16 protein-coding genes are annotated in these 16,993 nt (G+C 44.4%); 4 read left to right on the top strand and 12 right to left on the bottom strand.

Features of this window, described 5'->3' with window-relative positions; translation table 11 throughout:
• Positions 1 to 4: 4 nt before the first annotated feature.
• Together EP13_RS09540 and EP13_RS09535 are read right to left on the bottom strand one after the other, a co-directional pair.
• Positions 5 to 466: an Mpo1 family 2-hydroxy fatty acid dioxygenase gene (locus tag EP13_RS09540; protein ID WP_044057091.1), complete on the bottom strand. Its 462-nt coding sequence runs from the start codon at positions 464 to 466 to the stop codon at positions 5 to 7.
• A gap of 43 nt (positions 467 to 509) precedes the next feature.
• A complete protein-coding gene (locus EP13_RS09535) occupies positions 510 to 1,193 on the bottom strand; it encodes a PilZ domain-containing protein (protein WP_044057090.1) in 684 nt (227 codons plus the stop codon).
• A gap of 109 nt (positions 1,194 to 1,302) precedes the next feature.
• Between EP13_RS09535 and EP13_RS09530 the strand changes: the two genes are divergently transcribed.
• Positions 1,303 to 3,096: a M61 family metallopeptidase gene (locus tag EP13_RS09530; RefSeq protein WP_044057089.1), complete on the top strand. Its 1,794-nt coding sequence runs from the start codon at positions 1,303 to 1,305 to the stop codon at positions 3,094 to 3,096.
• A gap of 116 nt (positions 3,097 to 3,212) precedes the next feature.
• On the opposite strand, the gene EP13_RS09525 is transcribed toward EP13_RS09530, so the two are convergent.
• The 3 genes from EP13_RS09525 to yejK all read right to left on the bottom strand — a co-directional run bounded on the left by EP13_RS09525 (position 3,213) and on the right by yejK (position 6,177).
• Complete coding sequence (locus tag EP13_RS09525; RefSeq protein ID WP_052364530.1) at positions 3,213 to 3,998, bottom strand: M23 family metallopeptidase; 786 nt, start codon at positions 3,996 to 3,998, stop codon at positions 3,213 to 3,215.
• Between the two features lie 136 nt (positions 3,999 to 4,134).
• Entirely contained in the window at positions 4,135 to 5,010 is an 876-nt protein-coding gene (locus EP13_RS09520; RefSeq protein WP_044057087.1) for a 6-carboxytetrahydropterin synthase, read from the bottom strand.
• A gap of 66 nt (positions 5,011 to 5,076) precedes the next feature.
• A complete protein-coding gene (gene yejK / locus EP13_RS09515; RefSeq protein ID WP_044057086.1) occupies positions 5,077 to 6,177 on the bottom strand; it encodes a nucleoid-associated protein YejK in 1,101 nt (366 codons plus the stop codon).
• Positions 6,178 to 6,336: 159 nt separating this feature from the next.
• On the opposite strand from yejK, the gene EP13_RS09510 reads away from it, so the two are divergent.
• Positions 6,337 to 6,555 (top strand): YejL family protein, encoded by a 219-nt coding sequence (locus tag EP13_RS09510; protein ID WP_044058877.1) that lies wholly within the window; start codon positions 6,337 to 6,339, stop codon positions 6,553 to 6,555.
• An 8-nt stretch (positions 6,556 to 6,563) separates the two neighbouring features.
• A complete protein-coding gene (locus EP13_RS09505; protein WP_044057085.1) occupies positions 6,564 to 8,087 on the top strand; it encodes a DUF3413 domain-containing protein in 1,524 nt (507 codons plus the stop codon).
• 22 nt (positions 8,088 to 8,109) lie between these two features.
• Here the strand turns inward: EP13_RS09505 and gmhB are convergent, their stop codons facing one another.
• From gmhB to EP13_RS09475, 6 genes are all read right to left on the bottom strand, one after another.
• Positions 8,110 to 8,658 (bottom strand): HAD family hydrolase, encoded by a 549-nt coding sequence (gmhB, locus tag EP13_RS09500; RefSeq protein WP_044057084.1) that lies wholly within the window; start codon positions 8,656 to 8,658, stop codon positions 8,110 to 8,112.
• Between the two features lie 38 nt (positions 8,659 to 8,696).
• Positions 8,697 to 9,533, bottom strand: a complete 837-nt coding sequence (locus tag EP13_RS09495) for a putative RNA methyltransferase (RefSeq protein ID WP_044057083.1) — start codon at positions 9,531 to 9,533, stop codon at positions 8,697 to 8,699.
• Positions 9,534 to 9,634: 101 nt separating this feature from the next.
• Entirely contained in the window at positions 9,635 to 10,531 is an 897-nt protein-coding gene (mmsB, locus tag EP13_RS09490; RefSeq protein ID WP_044057082.1) for a 3-hydroxyisobutyrate dehydrogenase, read from the bottom strand.
• Entirely contained in the window at positions 10,528 to 11,697 is a 1,170-nt protein-coding gene (locus tag EP13_RS09485) for an enoyl-CoA hydratase/isomerase family protein (protein ID WP_044057081.1), read from the bottom strand. The genes mmsB and EP13_RS09485 overlap by 4 nt, the downstream gene beginning before the upstream one ends.
• 18 nt (positions 11,698 to 11,715) lie before the next feature.
• Entirely contained in the window at positions 11,716 to 12,870 is a 1,155-nt protein-coding gene (locus EP13_RS09480) for an acyl-CoA dehydrogenase family protein (RefSeq protein ID WP_044057080.1), read from the bottom strand.
• Positions 12,871 to 12,899: 29 nt separating this feature from the next.
• The gene (locus EP13_RS09475) at positions 12,900 to 14,390 is read right to left on the bottom strand and encodes a CoA-acylating methylmalonate-semialdehyde dehydrogenase (protein ID WP_044057079.1); all 1,491 of its coding nucleotides are present in this window, start codon (positions 14,388 to 14,390) and stop codon (positions 12,900 to 12,902) included.
• Between the two features lie 249 nt (positions 14,391 to 14,639).
• Between EP13_RS09475 and EP13_RS09470 the strand changes: the two genes are divergently transcribed.
• On the top strand, positions 14,640 to 16,250 hold the full coding sequence (locus tag EP13_RS09470; RefSeq protein ID WP_081869485.1) for a response regulator: 1,611 nt from the start codon (positions 14,640 to 14,642) through the stop codon (positions 16,248 to 16,250).
• Between the two features lie 22 nt (positions 16,251 to 16,272).
• Here EP13_RS09470 and EP13_RS09465 read toward each other — a convergent pair whose 3' ends face one another.
• Positions 16,273 to 16,965, bottom strand: coding sequence for a hypothetical protein (locus EP13_RS09465; RefSeq protein ID WP_044057078.1), 693 nt, complete (start codon positions 16,963 to 16,965; stop codon positions 16,273 to 16,275).
• Between the last annotated feature and the right edge of the window lie 28 nt (positions 16,966 to 16,993).

Below are 16,993 nucleotides of genomic sequence, written 5' to 3'. Positions count from 1 at the left end.
AATTTTAATAACTGATATTTAGCCGCTTAAGCCAATGTACCCACCACCAGGCAGGCCCAACAAGTAGAAAGCGCAAATCTTCCAAAAAAGAGGGCTTCTTACCTTCAATTTTATGGCCAATAAATTGTAATGCCCACATGATCACAAACAGCGCTAAACAGGTTTGCCAAACCGACACACCGTAAAACTCAAGCAATCGTATAGCAGAAAAACACACAATGGTAAGCAGTGTCATGGCCGCGCCTATTGGGCCTGAAAGCGAAAAATAATAATAGAGTATGGGCAGCGCAATAAGGTGGGCCCACGTAACGTTGGCATTCGCAAGCAGTTCCGGCACGGGAATGGCGTATAAAAGCCCCAAAGTAACAAAGTAAATGCTGGGTACAGCAACAGCGTGAATGGCAACGTTGGCTTTGTTTTGATGGCTTTCGCTGTATTGGGTTAGCAGTCGTTCAATAGTACGCATAACAATTCTCTTTCTAGTTATTTTAGGTCAAGCGCTTTTAATACTAACTAATTAATGTGTGGCGTGATAAAAGCGCATTTACTGTTTCGCTATCACTGTTAAATTTTACTCCGTAATATACAAAATCACTTTCTAATTTGTGATTCCGCACCGACGCCTGAATTTTAGACTCCACGCCATCGGTAGAATAAGTAAGGGTGAGATTCGCATTATCTAATAATACGGGCCACTCTGGGTTTAAGGGTAGCGCAATTTTGCAACCATGTTGTGATATGTCCACGATTATCCCCGTCACTTTATCCGCTTCAGGAAATGTTTCAGAGGTCACGATAACTGAAATACCTGGTTGCGAACGTTTATTCGCACGAAGACCAATGGATTCAATGTGAGAAGGAAAACTCGTTATTAGCAGCCCCGTAGGTTTCGAGAGCAACTTTAATACTTTTACGCGAAATGCAATGACTTGCCCTGCGTCTCCTTCCAGTACGTAACGAACCACTAAATCGTTACCAATAGTGAGCAAATCTCGGGTGGACATCCATTTGGCTGACGTGGGCGCTTGAAATAAAAGACAGTTACCCAGTTCCATACCCACATAGCCAGTTTTAACGCGCCGTGGCGCGGTAGGCGTAGTAATTTGAAGGTCTACCATAGTGCCAGGAAGGAGTGAACGTAAACTTTCAACGTCTTCTCGGTTCATGCGCCTATTTACAACTTTTTCTTCCATGCTTCGCCATTTTTAATTGTTATTACTACCAATGTAACTAATTTTAGCCTAGCTGACAAAACCTTCATGATAAGGCATCATGAAGGTCTCGTTTATTGTTAGGTTTTTTATGCGTACTTTATCTCTTCAGTATCAGCTTAGTGTTAAATCTTGGCAGCAGCATCTTTTCGCCGTAGAACTTAAGGTTCCAGAACACAACGAAGCCACCCTCACCTTTGCGCTACCGTCTTGGATCCCCGGCAGTTATATGATTCGCGACTTCGCAAAAAGCATCACGGAAATAACCTTTACCCATGCCGACACTGGGGCAGAAATAGCGGCTCAGAAAATAGACAAGCAAACCTGGGAGGTTGCCACCAACGGCGATGGCGTTATTGTCAATTATGTGGTTTACGCGAATGACTTATCGGTACGTTCGGCGTTTATTAATCATGAATATGCCTTCATTAATGGCACAAGTGCGTTTTTGAATGTGGTGGAAATGAGCGAAGTGCGTTGCACATTGCAGATAGAAAAACCGGCGCAGAGCCATTGGCAGGCGCATACCGGTATGACACCTATTGCGCTAGACAGTAATCCTCAATATTGGGCATATGAAAGCCACAGCTACGCTGAATTTATTGATCACCCTATTTTTATTGGTGAATGCGAAACCCTGAGTTACGAGGTGGATGGTGTGACCTTCGAGTTGGTTTTTAGTGGTAGCCATCAACTGGACTTAGCGCGAATTGCAAAGGATCTTAAGCCCATTTGTCGCCATCATATGGCGTTGTTTGACCACCCCCAGCCTGTATCTCGCTACGTATTTATGACCTTACTGGCGGAAAATGGTTTTGGCGGTTTAGAACATCGAAACTCCACCGCACTGCTCTATCCTCGCCACGACCTACCGCGGTTGGGAGACAATAGCCAGGCAAATAAAACAGACGGTTACATCACCTTTTTAAGCTTATGTAGTCACGAGCTATTTCACACTTGGCATGTGAAACGCATTAAACCAGATGTGATGGTTACACCCAAGTTAGGTGAAGAAACATACACAAACCAACTGTGGATATATGAAGGTTTTACCAGTTTTTATGATGATCTCACCCTTGCTCGGGCTAAGTTGATAGATGGCAAAAAGTACCTCGACATTGTCGCGCAGAATATTTCGCGCCTGCTACAAAATGCTGGACGCTATAAACAGTCGGTGGCACAAAGTAGTTTCGACGCATGGACAAAGTTTTACAAACAAGACGCCAGTGCCACTAATAACATAGTTTCATACTACACCAAGGGCGGCATCATTGCTTTTGGCCTAGATTTGCTCCTTCGCCATCGATCGAATCAAACCGTGTCACTTGATACTGTCATGAAGCGCCTTTGGGAGATTTATGGTCGTGACGAATGTGGTACGCCAGATAACGTCATTGCTACCTTGTGTCAGCAAGAGTTTGATATTGACGTCAACGATTATCTCGATAGCGTGGTTTACGGCACTGACGATGTGCCTCTTGAAACTTGGCTTGATGATATAGGCGTTAAACTGCACACACGTTCTGCAGTAAGCGCAGAAGATAAAGGCGGCTATACTGATGCAACAGAAATTCGACATCAATTAGGCGCAACTTGTAAGCCCGCGGCCATGGGGTTATCTGTGATTCAGGTGTTTGAAGGGTTAGCTGCCTCAAAAGCGGGCGTTATGATAAATGACATTATTTTGGCTTTAAATAATCAAGTTGTTAATCAAGCAAAATTACAGCGGTTACTGGATTGTGCATCTGATACACATGTAACTCTAACACTCATTCGCGATGGGCAAATCGTCAATGTCGCCTTGCCGGTATTGCAAGCGCGTCAGGATAGAGCCTACTTTACCATTGAAAATGAAGAAAAACTTCAACAATGGTTAGACCATTAAGCGGGTTGAGCGCTTTTCATGTTAAACCAGATAACGCGCGCTATTCATCAAGGTGCGCGTTGATTAGCGCGCACTTTTCTCGCGCAAAGAATCACACACGAATAAGCAGCTAGGCGTTAGTTAGGCTGGCCAGTAACGATAGTTTGCGGGTCTAATCGCATCTTACCTAAGTTGATACGCCAATCTAAATGTGGGCCTGTGGCACGACCTGATGCGCCAATGGTACCGATAGGTTTACCCTGCTCTACGTATTCCCCCACTTTTACATCCATAGAATCTAAATGAAGAAAGGTAGAGAAAACCCCCATCCCGTGATCCATAATCAGGGTGTTGCCAGAGTAATATAAATCTTTTGCTAGGGTCACTTTCCCGCTGGCTGGCGCATAAACTGGCGTTCCTGTTGGACCGCCAACATCTACGCCATAATGCGGCCACTTAGGCGTACCATTTAATATACGTTGGCTACCATAAACGCCAGTAATTGGCCCTTTTGCCGGCCAAATGAAACGCGTGAATACTGCATCGAGAGCCGATTTAGGCTGACGGGCAATCGCGACATCAATGTTGTCTTGTTTAATGCGATCGGTGACCGATTGCGGTGGCGTCACCATTTTTTGGTCGAGGCCGTCAATGCGCTGGATGTTATAATTTCGCTCGGTCAACGTGATGGGTTTAGTGATGACACTTCCATCGGGTAAAGATACAGTGAGTTCATGGTTCAACGGGGCTTTGCGTTCAAAACCGATAACAAATTTACCCTGTGAGTTAATCTCTACCTTTACGCCATCGAGTCGCACCTTGGCACCCTCTGGCACTTGACCTCGTAATAGTGCCCCTTGGGTCATTTCGCCATGTAAAACCAAAGGGGACGTTTCGTTTGCTTCGCTGGCCACACTGACCATTGAGAAGAGTACGCAAACACATAATAGACTTGTGCGTCGTACTATTTTTCCGAATTTACCAATAGGGTTAACGTCAAAATTAACTTTCTTCATCAATGTCATAGAGTGGCTCATTTCCTTGCTTATTTGCCCTAGATTATTCGCTTACCATGGCGCCTTTTCCAACCCCTTCATAGGCAATAACTTGGCAGTGTGAATCAGGCGTACGCTTTTTTTGCTCTTCCAATAGATATTGCGCTAAGCATTCCACGGTAGAATCGGTGTCGATAACTTCACAGTCTGATTTTGGAATAATGAGTTCAAAATACCCTTGCGAAGATTCATAAGCAAAACAGAGATAGGCAGACGGTTCAGCAACACTGCCGGTTATTTTCCGTTCAGTGTAGGCAATTTCGTCTTCTTGCGTGGCAATATAGATATCTTCCCACCGTTTAGCCCAGTAGCTTTGCTCAGCTTCACTCACTTGACCATCTAGTAAAATATCAATACGAGAACGATGGCCGTGAGCAATACGCTGACAGTTACCGTCATGCTTCTTTAAACCATGGGTATAGTGATAGAAGGGGGAATGAATCACTTCTGTTCTTAACTTCAACGTAATGTTATCTACGTTTTCTGGTAAATGCGTAGCCAGAACTTCTTTCAAATACACACTGACAGACGCCATGGTGACCACGTCTGAATACAAAATTGCGTAAGCTTCAGCGGGACAGTGCAGCATAATTTGCCGGCCGTCTTCGCAGGTAAATTGTACTTCAACTTGTTCAGTTACTTCATCATGTATAACCTTTGAACCTGCGTATTCTGCTGGCACAAGCAATTTGTGATCAACATATTCATCAATCAATCGTTTTAGGTTTTTTTTCACTTTACCGAAGTCTTGGACCATGCTCTCTTCATTGAGCTCTCCATCCAGAACCACGTCGACAATCCAGCTTTCACCTACCATGCCGCGCTTCGGGCAAAGGTATGAAAAGTCCATCACTGTCAAATCATTTACAAATAATTGCATAACACCCTTGAATCGTGTTCATTTTTCTTTGTGTAGTATACGTTTTTTTAAGGCTTAAATCAGTGATTAGTCCATAGAAGATTGTCGATTAAGCTGATCTTTTAAATTTGGTGGTAATCCTCTCAACGTTAGGGTATCGGTGGCAGGATCGTAAAATACCCTATCGCCCATTAATTTTCTTTCAAAGCTAATAGAAACACCGCCGCCTTGCCCGCTAAATTTGGCTAATTGTTTTAGTGCTGCGGGGTCGGGTTGAATTTCTTTTTCAAGTGGGGTTTCCATTTGCTGTGAAAACGCGGAAAAGTTGTTATTCGTTTCTTCGTTCGCGGGTAAGCGGTTGGCTAATTCATCCACAGATAAACTCTCGCCCGCATCAATTTTTTCCTTGAAGTAGCTTTTAACTTCTTCTCTGTGTTGATGCTGTTCTTGAGGGTCTAGGGCTTCACTGGCTAAGTACGCATCAACAGTTGAAATTAACTGTTTATTTTGTTGCTTCACGTCGACCAACTCTTCGCATCCGACAAACTGCATAAAAAAGTCTGAAACTTTTCTTCCCATGCGGCCTTTAATAAAACTTACGTAACGTTGTTGTTCTGGCTGGATTTCCCACTGCGTTAAATCAAACCGCACAGCCAATTGCATGCGAGCAAGGTCTAAATGCTCTCTGGCTGACAAATCAAGGGAATGCGTAACTTCTACATGAGAGCGGGTATTCAGTAACGCAATCATTAAGTACTGTGTAGCAAGGTATTCATATTGGCAGAAGATTAAAAAACCGGTTTCTACGGTGCCGGTATCGGCCAAGGTTTTAACTAAGCGATTGGTTGCCGATACGGAAAAACGATGAAATGCATCTTCTACATTGTCTCCCGCGGCTTTTTTCTCTGCCATGTAGTTTTTTAATTCGTTAGCAAACGCTGAAACATCAGTGATGCCACTTTTTTCTTCGTCATTATCTTTGTGTTCGTTATCTACGCTGGGCGCGTTATCAACAAAATGGCCGACGCCTTTGCCGGGTTTAGCATTGAAACTGTGATTAATTTGATGCGCCAATAACTCAATTTCTGGCGTCACGGCCAAGCAGTTATCACGTGGAATAGCCTCAATTTTTTCTTCTTTATTGAGGATGAGACGATGTACGACAAAGTGGTGAATCAGTGCACTCATAGTAAAAAGGGTGTCCTGTTGCTTAAAAAGTGTCAGAAATATCCAAGGATTTGCGGGATTTTAGAATGAATGATTGTTATCACTCAAACAACGATTATAATCATTTTACGACTAAAACCATTCTTTTTATCAAAGAAATTATTAAAAAGAGGCGTAACAATGCCCCAACAGAGCCGTTACACAAACGATCAGTTCGAAGCGCTAATGAACGACGTCATTCTAACATTAGAGAAAAACGAAGCCGACAGAGATTTATCTCTTATGGTACTAGGTAACGTTATTACCCATATCCTTAATACACAGGTTGCACCTGAAAACAGAGAAACCATGGCTGATCAATTCGCTAACGTTCTTAAAAAGAGTGTTCAAGGTAAATAGGCGCCCTTATGATTTTAGCTGAATCTCCACGCCGTCAACGGGTGACGAAACTGGTAAATTGGGGCCACTGGTTTGCACTAGCCAATATTATTATTGCTATTGTGATTGCTTCAATTTTTGTATTTTCATCGCCTATGCCAGGTACAGGTGTGGGAACAGTGTATTTACTTACCAATTGGTTCGGTCATATTGGTTTCATGACCTTCTTTGGCTTCGTTATTTTTATATTGCCACTTTGTTATCTGGTGTCGAACCCTAGGGTGATTAAAGCAACGGCGTCGGTGATTGCTGCGGTTGGGCTTGCACTCCTTGCTTTCGATGCCCTCCTGTTTAACCGTACAGGTTTTCATATTAGCGTGCATGCCGCTGACCTACTTAAAGATGAAGCACAAACGCAAATTGGTGAATTTGACTGGCAGCAATGGGCGTACTTGTTTTTGTTGTTCATAGTGTGGCTAGGTTTTCAATTGGTACTAGCCAATGCGATTTGGAAACGGGTTGAGCGCTTTACTAAGTATAAAATTGGTATACCTGTAGCGAGCTTTTTCGTTGTTTGTTTTGTGTCAAGTCATGCCGTTCATGTGTGGGCAGACGCTAAGCTGTATCAGCCTATTATCAAACAGGACAACATGTTCCCGTTATCGTATCCAGCGACGGCAAAAACCACGATGTCTCGTTATGGGTTACTTGACCTAGCGGCGTATGAAGAACGCAAGCAACTACAATTCAATTCAGACATTCACAACATCAATTACCCAGCAGAGCCGGTGTATTGTTCAGTTAATGCAAACGATAATATGACGGTAATTGTGCAAACAGACGATATGCCAATTGCCAATATTGACGGCTTTAATCTGAATACCGTGGCTCGCTACTACTCTACCGCAAGCAATCAAGAAAGCCTGATTTCCACCACCTTATTTGGGGTTCCAGAAATCTATCAGGCATCGTTATCAGCTAAACGCCCGGTGCTATTGGCGCTCCCTGTGGGGCTTGGAATGCCCGTATCACTTCACTTTGACGAGGCTCTTCCCTCGCAAAGGTTTGACAGTTATACGCAACCTTTAGGTAGTCAACACGGTGGTTTACATATTGCGTTTTTAACGGCATCGAGTATTGAAAGCTATTTAACTTCTGAATTGCTTGCCAACAGTAAAGTGATTGTGGCAACGGGTTACAGCAGTAATAACACCAATAACGCTGGCACTTTATACAGTAACCTGCCTATTAAGGGTACGATGGCAAGTACTGAAGACCTTGCTCCTACTATTTTAAATGCATTGGGCTGTAATGCTCCTTCGCACTTCTATTCCACAGGGCAAAGCCTGTTATCGCCAAGTCGCAATTGGTTGGTGAGTACATCTGGTGAACGTATCGTGGTGTTTCATAACGGAAAACGTACTGATGTGTTAAGTAATGGCAGTTATGAAATTACCGATTTGGCCACCAATAAGCGTAGTAACGCCCCGCTCAATGTGGACCTACTTAGCCAAGCGATAAAACATTTGTCGCGGTTCTCGCAACAACATTAAAAAAGCGCCTACGGGCGCTTTTTTACTCTATAGAGCCTGGTATATCGGTGAGTTTATTGACGAGGTAAACCTGGCTTTTATCAGCCTCTAACGGAGGGGCTTTATCAGACACATAGACACACCATTTCACCCCAGCTGCCTGGCCAGCTTCTATGTCGCGCCAACTATCTCCAATCATTATGCTATTCGGTAAATCAATAGCATATTGTTTGGCGGCGTTTAACAGCATACCGGGTTTGGGTTTTCGACACTCACACATGACTTGGTAGGCGGAAAGGTTTCCTTCAGGATGGTGTGGACAGTAAAATACGGGAATGTGAGGTAACCCTTGCTCGGAAAATTCATCCTGAACCTGTTTCATCAGGTTTAGAAAGTCGGCCTCCGTGAAGTAGCCACGTGCAATACCTGATTGATTGGTCACAATAATAGGTTTAAAACCTTGCGCGACAAAGTGCTTGATCATGTCAAATACACCTTCCACATAATCAAAATTGTGGTAGTGCCCCACATAACCATGGTCTATGTTGATGATCCCGTCACGGTCTAAAAATACGGCTTTTTGTTTTTGCATTTGTATTCTTCTGGCTTGAACGCGGTTTACTCAGATTTTTATGAGGATGATAGTGAAAATACCTGAATGTTAAAGTCGACGGTGACCGATGCTAAATTTTCTACCACCTTATCTAATTTTTCAGGTGTTAAGCGCCAGTAATAAGGCGTCATTTTAACAAGAGCGAGACGCTGTTCTGGGGATGGTAAAGATAACGTGTAAGAGAGGTTTTCATGTTTTATTTGATTGAAACCCTCACGCTCCGTTGGTCCGTCTTTATGCGGTTGTGGGTTGCTATATACCAGTGATTTTAATTCAAAGAGATGCCTTGGCGCAGGGTCAACCGTAAGCAACACGCCATGGGGTTTCAATATACGAGCATATTCTTTGGTGCTTCCCGGCGCAAACACCTGGATGGCGGCGTCTAGCGTACTATTTTGTAGCGGTAAATCAAAGCTGCTAGCGACAACGAATTGGCACGACTTGTAGGCTTTCGCTGCCAGTTCAACAGCGGTTTTCGAAATATCACTGCCTGCACCGTCAAGGATAAAACCGCTTTCTTTTAACCCTTTCACACACGCAAGTAAGTAGCTTCCTTCGCCACAACCAGCATCGTACAGGGTTAACGGCGTATTTTCTAAAGATTGGCTGGCGAAATACCGCGCTAAAATTTCACACATGGTGTCTTTAAGCGGCTGATAACCCTTTTGTTCATGGAACATGCGCCGTGCACGTACCATTTCCTTATCGTCCCCCGGCGACTTAGATTTTTTAAACTGTACAGGAAGTAAATTTACGTAGCCTGCTTTGGCCTTATCGAACGTGTGTTTGTTTGCACATTGAATGGCTTTTTCATTTACATTGATGGGGAGTTGGCATAAAGGGCATTGCCACATAAAAAATATCCAAAAAACGACGACGAGCAATAAGTTTATCAATTTTCACTGTCAGTGTCTTATTGGAAACTGTGGCTTAGCCCTCTCTCTTGTGTATTGCTTTACGTGTTAGTGTGTTTATTAAAGAGTGTATAAACACTGGAGAAGTCTTTTTCTCCATGGCCCTGTGACTCCAGCATTCTATACAAGCTTTGCGCTGCTGTTGCCATGGGTGTGGTAGAGACACTGTCGGCCGCAGTGTTCATGGCAAGGTTTAAATCTTTGTTCATAAGCTTAACCATAAAACCACCTTCATACTGATTGCTAGAGGGCACATTTTCCATAACATCTGGACACGGATTGTACTTCTCCAGTGTCCAGTTGCACCCCGAGCTTTGCAGCATAATGTCAGACATAACCTTAGGGTCTATGCCATTTTTTGTGGCCATCGTTAGGGCTTCTGAAGTACCCGCCATAAGCACCGCCAACAGCATATTGTTGCAAATTTTTGCAATCTGTCCTGCCCCTAAATCGCCGGCGTGAAACAAATTCCGCCCCATACATTGTAAAACAGGTGTCGCCTGCGCAACCGCGTGTGGGCTGCCTCCCATAATAAAGGTGAGCGTTCCCGCTTTCGCGCCTGCCGTGCCGCCAGAGACGGGAGCATCAATAAAGTGCATGTTACACGCATATGCATCCGCGCCAACCCGTTTTGCAGTATCTGCATCTATGGTAGAGGAGTCGATAAATAGGGTTCCGGGTTTGGCGCCACGAATAATACCATCATTACCTAAATACAAGCGCTCAACGTGTTGAGCCGCCGGTAACATAGTCACGACAATGTCTGCATCCTTTACCGCACTCAACGCCGAATCAGCAACACTGGCGCCTTCACGCTTTAGTGAATCCATCGCCGGCACCGACAAATCAAATACGGTTACCCTATGTCCACTTTGCACTAAGTTTACGGCCATAGGACCGCCCATATTGCCCAAACCAATAAATGCGATGTGTGTCATTTTTCCTCTCCTAAGTGAGCCAGCGGATGTTCGTCTTCTGCCCAAGGAGAACTGAAAAAACCTTCAACAACGTCGTGGGGAACTTCTTCTACGTGGTTATATTTCCACTTAGGGGAAAGGTCCTTGTCGATGAGCAGCGCCCTTACGCCCTCTTGAAATTCGCCTGACTCTCCGCATCTGCAAGACATAACGGCCTCCATTTTGAAACATTCAGCCAACGTCATCGTTGCCCCGCGAACACACTGCTCAAAAACCAGATGGGCGGTAATAGGCGACCCATTTTTGAGGTTTTTTTGTGCTTTATTAAGCCATTTTATCGCCACTGCGTGTGCCTCTGGGTCTTCGCTAACCGGTAGATCACTTTCTTGGGCGCTTAAAATATTGTCTACCACCGCAGCCACTGTTTTGCCGTCACACCATGTATCAATAGCGTTTTGATGCAGAGCGATAAGGCTATTGGGCGGGCTTAGCGGCGCATCTAAGTTCGCGAGTACCTGAGAGACCGAATCGTGATGATTAACACCGCCCCACTCCACGTCGTTTAACTTTTGCATTAAGATGTCTAGTTGATTGGCAGCCACCAAATAGTCAGCCAATCCCGCATGTACGGCATCAGCACCGTTCATTTGTGTGGCTGTCAATCCTAAGAACAAGCCTGTTTTACCTGGCATGCGCGGTAAAAAATAGCTGCCTCCTACATCGGGATAAAGACCAATGGAAATTTCAGGCATTGCCAATCGTGATGTTTCTGTCACCACTTTATGACTTGCTCCACATAAAAGGCCCATACCGCCGCCCATTACAATACCTGAACCCCATACCACGATAGGCTTGGGGTAATAATGTATGCAGTAGTCCAAGGTATATTCAGTTTTGAAGAATGATGTTAAAAATGCCGGGATCTCTCCTTGGGATTCACACATTGCGTGGTACATAGAGACGATATCGCCGCCCGCACAAAACGCTTTATCGCCTGCTGATGTGAGAACAATGCACGTGATATCTTGCCGTGATTTCCATTGCTCTAATGTATCTAACAGGATACTCGCCATGGGCAAGTCTAGGGCATTGAGAGCCTTAGGTTTGTTTAAAGTGAGGACGCCCAATACATGGCCACTTTTGGTTTTACGCTCTTCGGCGATGACGACGGGGGCTGACTGTTGCATAAAAACTCCTTATCCCTGTTAAAGCAGGCTTGTGGTATCTGCAAGTAATCGCCTTGCTATGATAACGCGCATAATTTCATTTGTGCCTTCAAGAATTTGATGAACGCGTACATCGCGAACATGGCGTTCTAATGGGTATTCATTAATATAGCCATACCCACCATGTAACTGTAAGGCTTCATTACACACTTTAAAACCCACATCGGTGGCAAACCGTTTCGCCATAGCGCAGTAAGTGGATTTGTCTGGGTGGTTCGCGTCTAGTTTACACGCTGCCATACGAACGAGTTGCCTTGCTGCCACCAATTCCGTGGCCATATCGGCTAATTTAAATTGTAACGCTTGAAATGTAGCAATAGGCTTTTGAAATTGCTCGCGTTCACGTAGATAGGCGTTGGCCAAATTAAGTGCTTGTTGGGCCGTCCCTACAGAGCAAGTTGCAATATTAATACGCCCGCCGTCTAAACCTTGCATGGCCATTTTAAAGCCCTGGCCTTCCTCGCCTAATCGCCAATTTGCGTCAATCTCTACATTATCAAATGCAATCATTCTAGTGGGTTGAGCGTTCCACCCCATTTTCCTCTCTTTTTTACCGTAGCTTATTCCCGGCGCATTGGCCGGTACAGCGAATGCGCTAACGCCCTTAGGACCGCTGCCGCCAGTGCGAGCCATTACCACAAGAACATCTGTTTCACCGGCACCAGAAATAAAAACCTTCGAACCATTCAGAATATAGCCAGACTGTTTTTTTTCCGCTTTTGTTTTTAGCGATGCAGCATCAGAACCCGCACCGGGCTCGGTAAGACAATAGGATGCCAGTTGTTCGCCAGTGACGAGACTAGGACACCACTTAGCGCGAACCTCATCGCTTCCCCAGGTGGCTATCATCCAGGTTGCCATATTATGAATAGTTAACATGGCGGTGGTTGTCGTACACCCCATTGCCAATTGTTCAAATATCACAGAGGCATCCAAACGACTGAGACCTAAACCACCTTCACTTTCTGGGCTATATAAGCCGCAAAAACCCAGTTCACCGGCTTTTTGTATGGTTTCTTTAGGGAAAAAATGTTCGCGATCCCACTGCGCCGCAAAAGGTGCCAGTGCTTGTTCACTAAACTGTCGTGCTGTCTCCTGAAACGCCACTTGGTCTTCTGAAAGCTCTACATTCATTGTGTTTTACTCCACACTGCCGTTTTGGATTAGTCTAACGAAATGGTTAAATTTGTACCGCTAGGTACGTCGTCTTCTAGCCATCTAGCGGTGACCGTTTTAGTCTCGCTATAGAAACGAATGGCTTGTTTTCCGTACGCGTGGAGGTCGCCATAAAAAGAGTTTTTCCACCCTGTGAAGGAAAAAAATGGCAAGGGCACAGGAATTGGAACATTAATACCTACCTGCCCTACCTCGACATTTCTTTGGTATTTTCGCGCTGCTGCACCACTGTTTGTGAATATGGAAGTACCATTACCATAAGGGTTGTTGTTAACCAGTGTCAGGGCATCATCGAGTGAATCCACTGACATACAGGAAAGTACTGGGCCAAAAACTTCTTCTGTATATATACGCATATCGGCAGTGACCTTATTAAACACCGTTGGGCCTACCCAGTTGCCGTCTTCATAACCTTCCACAGTGGCGGTGGAACCATCTAATAAACATTCGGCCCCTTCTTCTTTCGCTTCTTGAATTAAACCTAATACACGTCGTTTTGCCTGAGGGCTGATGAGGGGGCCAAATCCCGCTTCCTCGTCGTCCCACAGGCCAGGTTTTACTTTAGCAATTCGGGCGACTAATTCAGGTATCCACTGTTGCGCCTCGCCAACAAAGACCGCCACAGAAATTGCCATACAACGCTGTCCCGCTGCGCCTACCGAAGCGCCAACAAGATTATTTAATACATGCTCCTTATTGGCATCGGGCATAATTACCGTATGGTTTTTGGCACCCGCAAAGCATTGTGCTCTTTTCATATTCGCCGTTGCAGTACGATAAATGTGTTGACCAACAGGAACCGAACCCACGAAAGAAACTGCTTTAATGCGAGGGTCGGTTAATAAAGGCTCTACTTGCTCTTTGCCGCCATGGACAACATTGAGAACGCCGGCAGGCGCACCCGCTTCAAGAAATAATTCAGCTAAGCGATTAGGCGTTAAGGGGTCTTGTTCTGACGGTTTTAAAATAAAGGTGTTACCGCAAACAATAGCGAGGGGAAACATCCAAAGTGGGATCATGGCTGGAAAATTAAATGGGGTAATACCTGCGCAAACACCAAGGGGTTGCGTGACACTGTAGGTATCGACGCCTCTTGCAACGTTTTCAACAGTTTCGCCCATCATTAATGCGGGGGCGTTCATCGCTTGCTCAACCACTTCTATACCACGCCACACATCGCCTTTTGCGTCGTCGAAGGTTTTCCCCGTTTCTTGAGCGAGCAAAGTCGCAATTTCATCATGGTGTGCTTTAAGTAGTGCCTGATAGCGCATCATGACTCGTGCTCGCTCAGTAACGGGCACGTTTTTCCATTTTGAGAATGCGTGTGTTGCTGATGCGATCGCCCCTTCCATTTCGCTCTCAGTCGCGCAGGGCGCGTGTGCTATGGGTGTGTTGTTGGCTGGATTAGTCACCGTAATGAACTCATCGGTTGCCGACGTTATAAATTCACCATTAATAAGTAAAGGAACCTGTTTCATGCTTTTCTGCCTGTGATTAACTCATGAGAGTAACAGTAACGAATTGTTAACCTTCACGTAAACGTTAACGTCAAATCAATTTAAAATAATTGTAAATTAATTGTGACATCAAAGGTTGGATTCCTTATGGTTTCTTAGGACTAAGCCGATAGATACATGTCGCCGCTTCGTTTTACATCTTTTTGCTTAATGCACTTTAGCCGAAGCACTGGTAAGCTATTGTTTGATAGAATGTTGAGTACAGCACCGATGGAATACAGGATTGCAATTGTTGAAGACAATGCGACAGCAAGAACGACCCTTCGTGGTCATCTGCTGCCCATTGGTCATTTAAACGTACGTAGTTTTGCATCGGGTGTAGAGTTGAAAAGCGCACTGCGCAAACAACATTTCGAGCTGCTTTTAATGGACTATCACCTTGGTCAAGGCAAGTCTGGTGTAGAATGGATCCACGCCCTTCGTGAAGCGGGTTACATTCGTCCAAGTACAGGTATTATCTTTCTTACGTCGGATAGATCGCCACAGGCCATAGGTAGAATTATGGATCTTCAGCCTGACATTCTACTCATTAAACCCTACACCATTGCGTCACTCACTCGACAAATTCGACACTATATTTCTTATCGCCACTATGCTGACCCGATATTAAAAGAAATGGATAACAAGCAGCGAAGTAATGCAATAAGTTTACTTCAAAAGCAAGTGAGAGAAGGTGTGCCCTCTCGTTTAGTGAATGACATTCGCAAATTGTATGCACGGCTTCTTTATGAAAATGGCGAGATTCAACGAGCCATGAATATCTATGATGAAGTACTTACCCGCTCTGACAAAGTGCTGTGGGCACAATGGGGTAAAATACGTTGCCAATATGCTGCAGGTAAATGGCCGGAATGTCAGTCGGAATTAAGCACTATGGTGCATTCTAGCTTAGCTAGAGACCGCGCGTTTGAGTGGTTGGCGTCACTGTCCTTCGAACAAAAGTCCTACGGACAGGTGGAAGATTACCTCGAAAACATTAAGTTTAGCGAGTTGAGTTTATCGGCAACCAGAATGAAATCTATTGCCTTTCAAAAGCAAGATAAAGTGGTAGAAGCCATAGACTTGTTTCAGAAAAAACGCGCTATGCACCGAAGTGCGAAAGATCGTTTTAACGATTTTACCTTTGAATTAGCAGAGTTCTATCTACTTCTCGCTGAAGAGTCTCCTACGACTAACCGTAGAGAAAGCTTGTCGCAAGCAAGAAAATTAGTGGGCATTGCTGGTCGAAATCAAGGTGATAGGCAAATGCTGCAAAAGCGCGACTACCTATTAGCATTTTCTGCCATTCTCGAGCAGGATGAAGACAAAGCCGCAAGTCTTTTAGACGAAGATTACATGGATAATTATTTACGGACAGAACCCTCACTATTGGTTATTGCCGCTAAAGTGCATCATGGGTTGGGCGACGAAGAAAAAGCGAACGCATTGTTACTATTAGCCAGGCAAAAAAACGAAGAAACTCAGGCTATTACAGAACAAGTTAGCAACAGTGCATTAATTATTACAAGTGGAAAAGAATTGGGTTTAAATCACGAACAAGCTGTTGCGCTTAATGAAACAGGCACACACATGTTTGTTGAAAAAAACTTTTTAGGCGCACTCAAACACTTCTATGATGCGTTCACCTTGTCAGCAGATACGGCGGCCTTTGGTCTTAACCTTGTTCAATGTATGATTGAAGCGGATACTGCGGTATATCGAAAGTTCTCTGTACAGAGCCTACTGAGTTGTGTTGCGGAACTTGAACTCACACAGGGCAACCAGCAACGACTAAACCAACTGACATTGTTAGCACAAGCCGCTGCTGAAAAAAAAGGGTAAAATAAGGCTTCACGTTTTCATTCTAGTTAAAATTTCGTCTAACTTGTCTCCTCACTAATACAAAAAACATAAACGCATAAAAAGTCATTGATGAAGGTGATGAGACTGATGTTGGTTCTGTATAAAAGAAGATACTCCCTGCACTGGTTCTCAATTGGCCTCCATCACTAGGACGGGTGCTTTGACTATCGAACCACTCAATTGCCGGAGTGCCGTTAATTTCAAAGAGAAAGTTCACGCTAAAATCATCTATCACTTCTAACAAACCGCCAAAATTTGTATCTAGCCCAAGACTATTGGCAGATACTAACGCTAAACTGCTTCCAGTTAAGTCCTCCACAGTCATTGTGAATGTACTTTGCACTGTGGTTGTCTGCCACGTGCTCGAGCTACTGTTATACAAATCTATGTCAAAGGTATTTTTCCAAATTGACACACCATTGATTAAGTCACTGTTAATCTCGTCGAAGCTCATAGGTTCAGCGCTGCCCAACCCTATTTCTCCGTAAAGCGTGTAATAGAGAGAATCGTAGGCCGATTCATTAAAGTCGGTAAGCATCCACGTTTTACCGCCAGTATGTCCAGGGCTAACACCACTTGAGGAAAATAAAGGGGTACCAGGACCCGGCCATGAAGCTTGTAACAGCGTGGCCTGCGCAGAATGCGTAAAAAGTAAAGCTATAACAACACAAACTATGAATTTTAAAACATACATACTTTAATCCTTTGAAATTTATTTTCGT

The sequence above is a fragment of the Alteromonas australica genome (assembly GCF_000730385.1).
GTDB lineage: Bacteria > Pseudomonadota > Gammaproteobacteria > Enterobacterales > Alteromonadaceae > Alteromonas > Alteromonas australica.
Note: the sequence above shows the minus strand (reverse complement) of the source record. Positions and strands in the feature narration are given on the sequence as shown.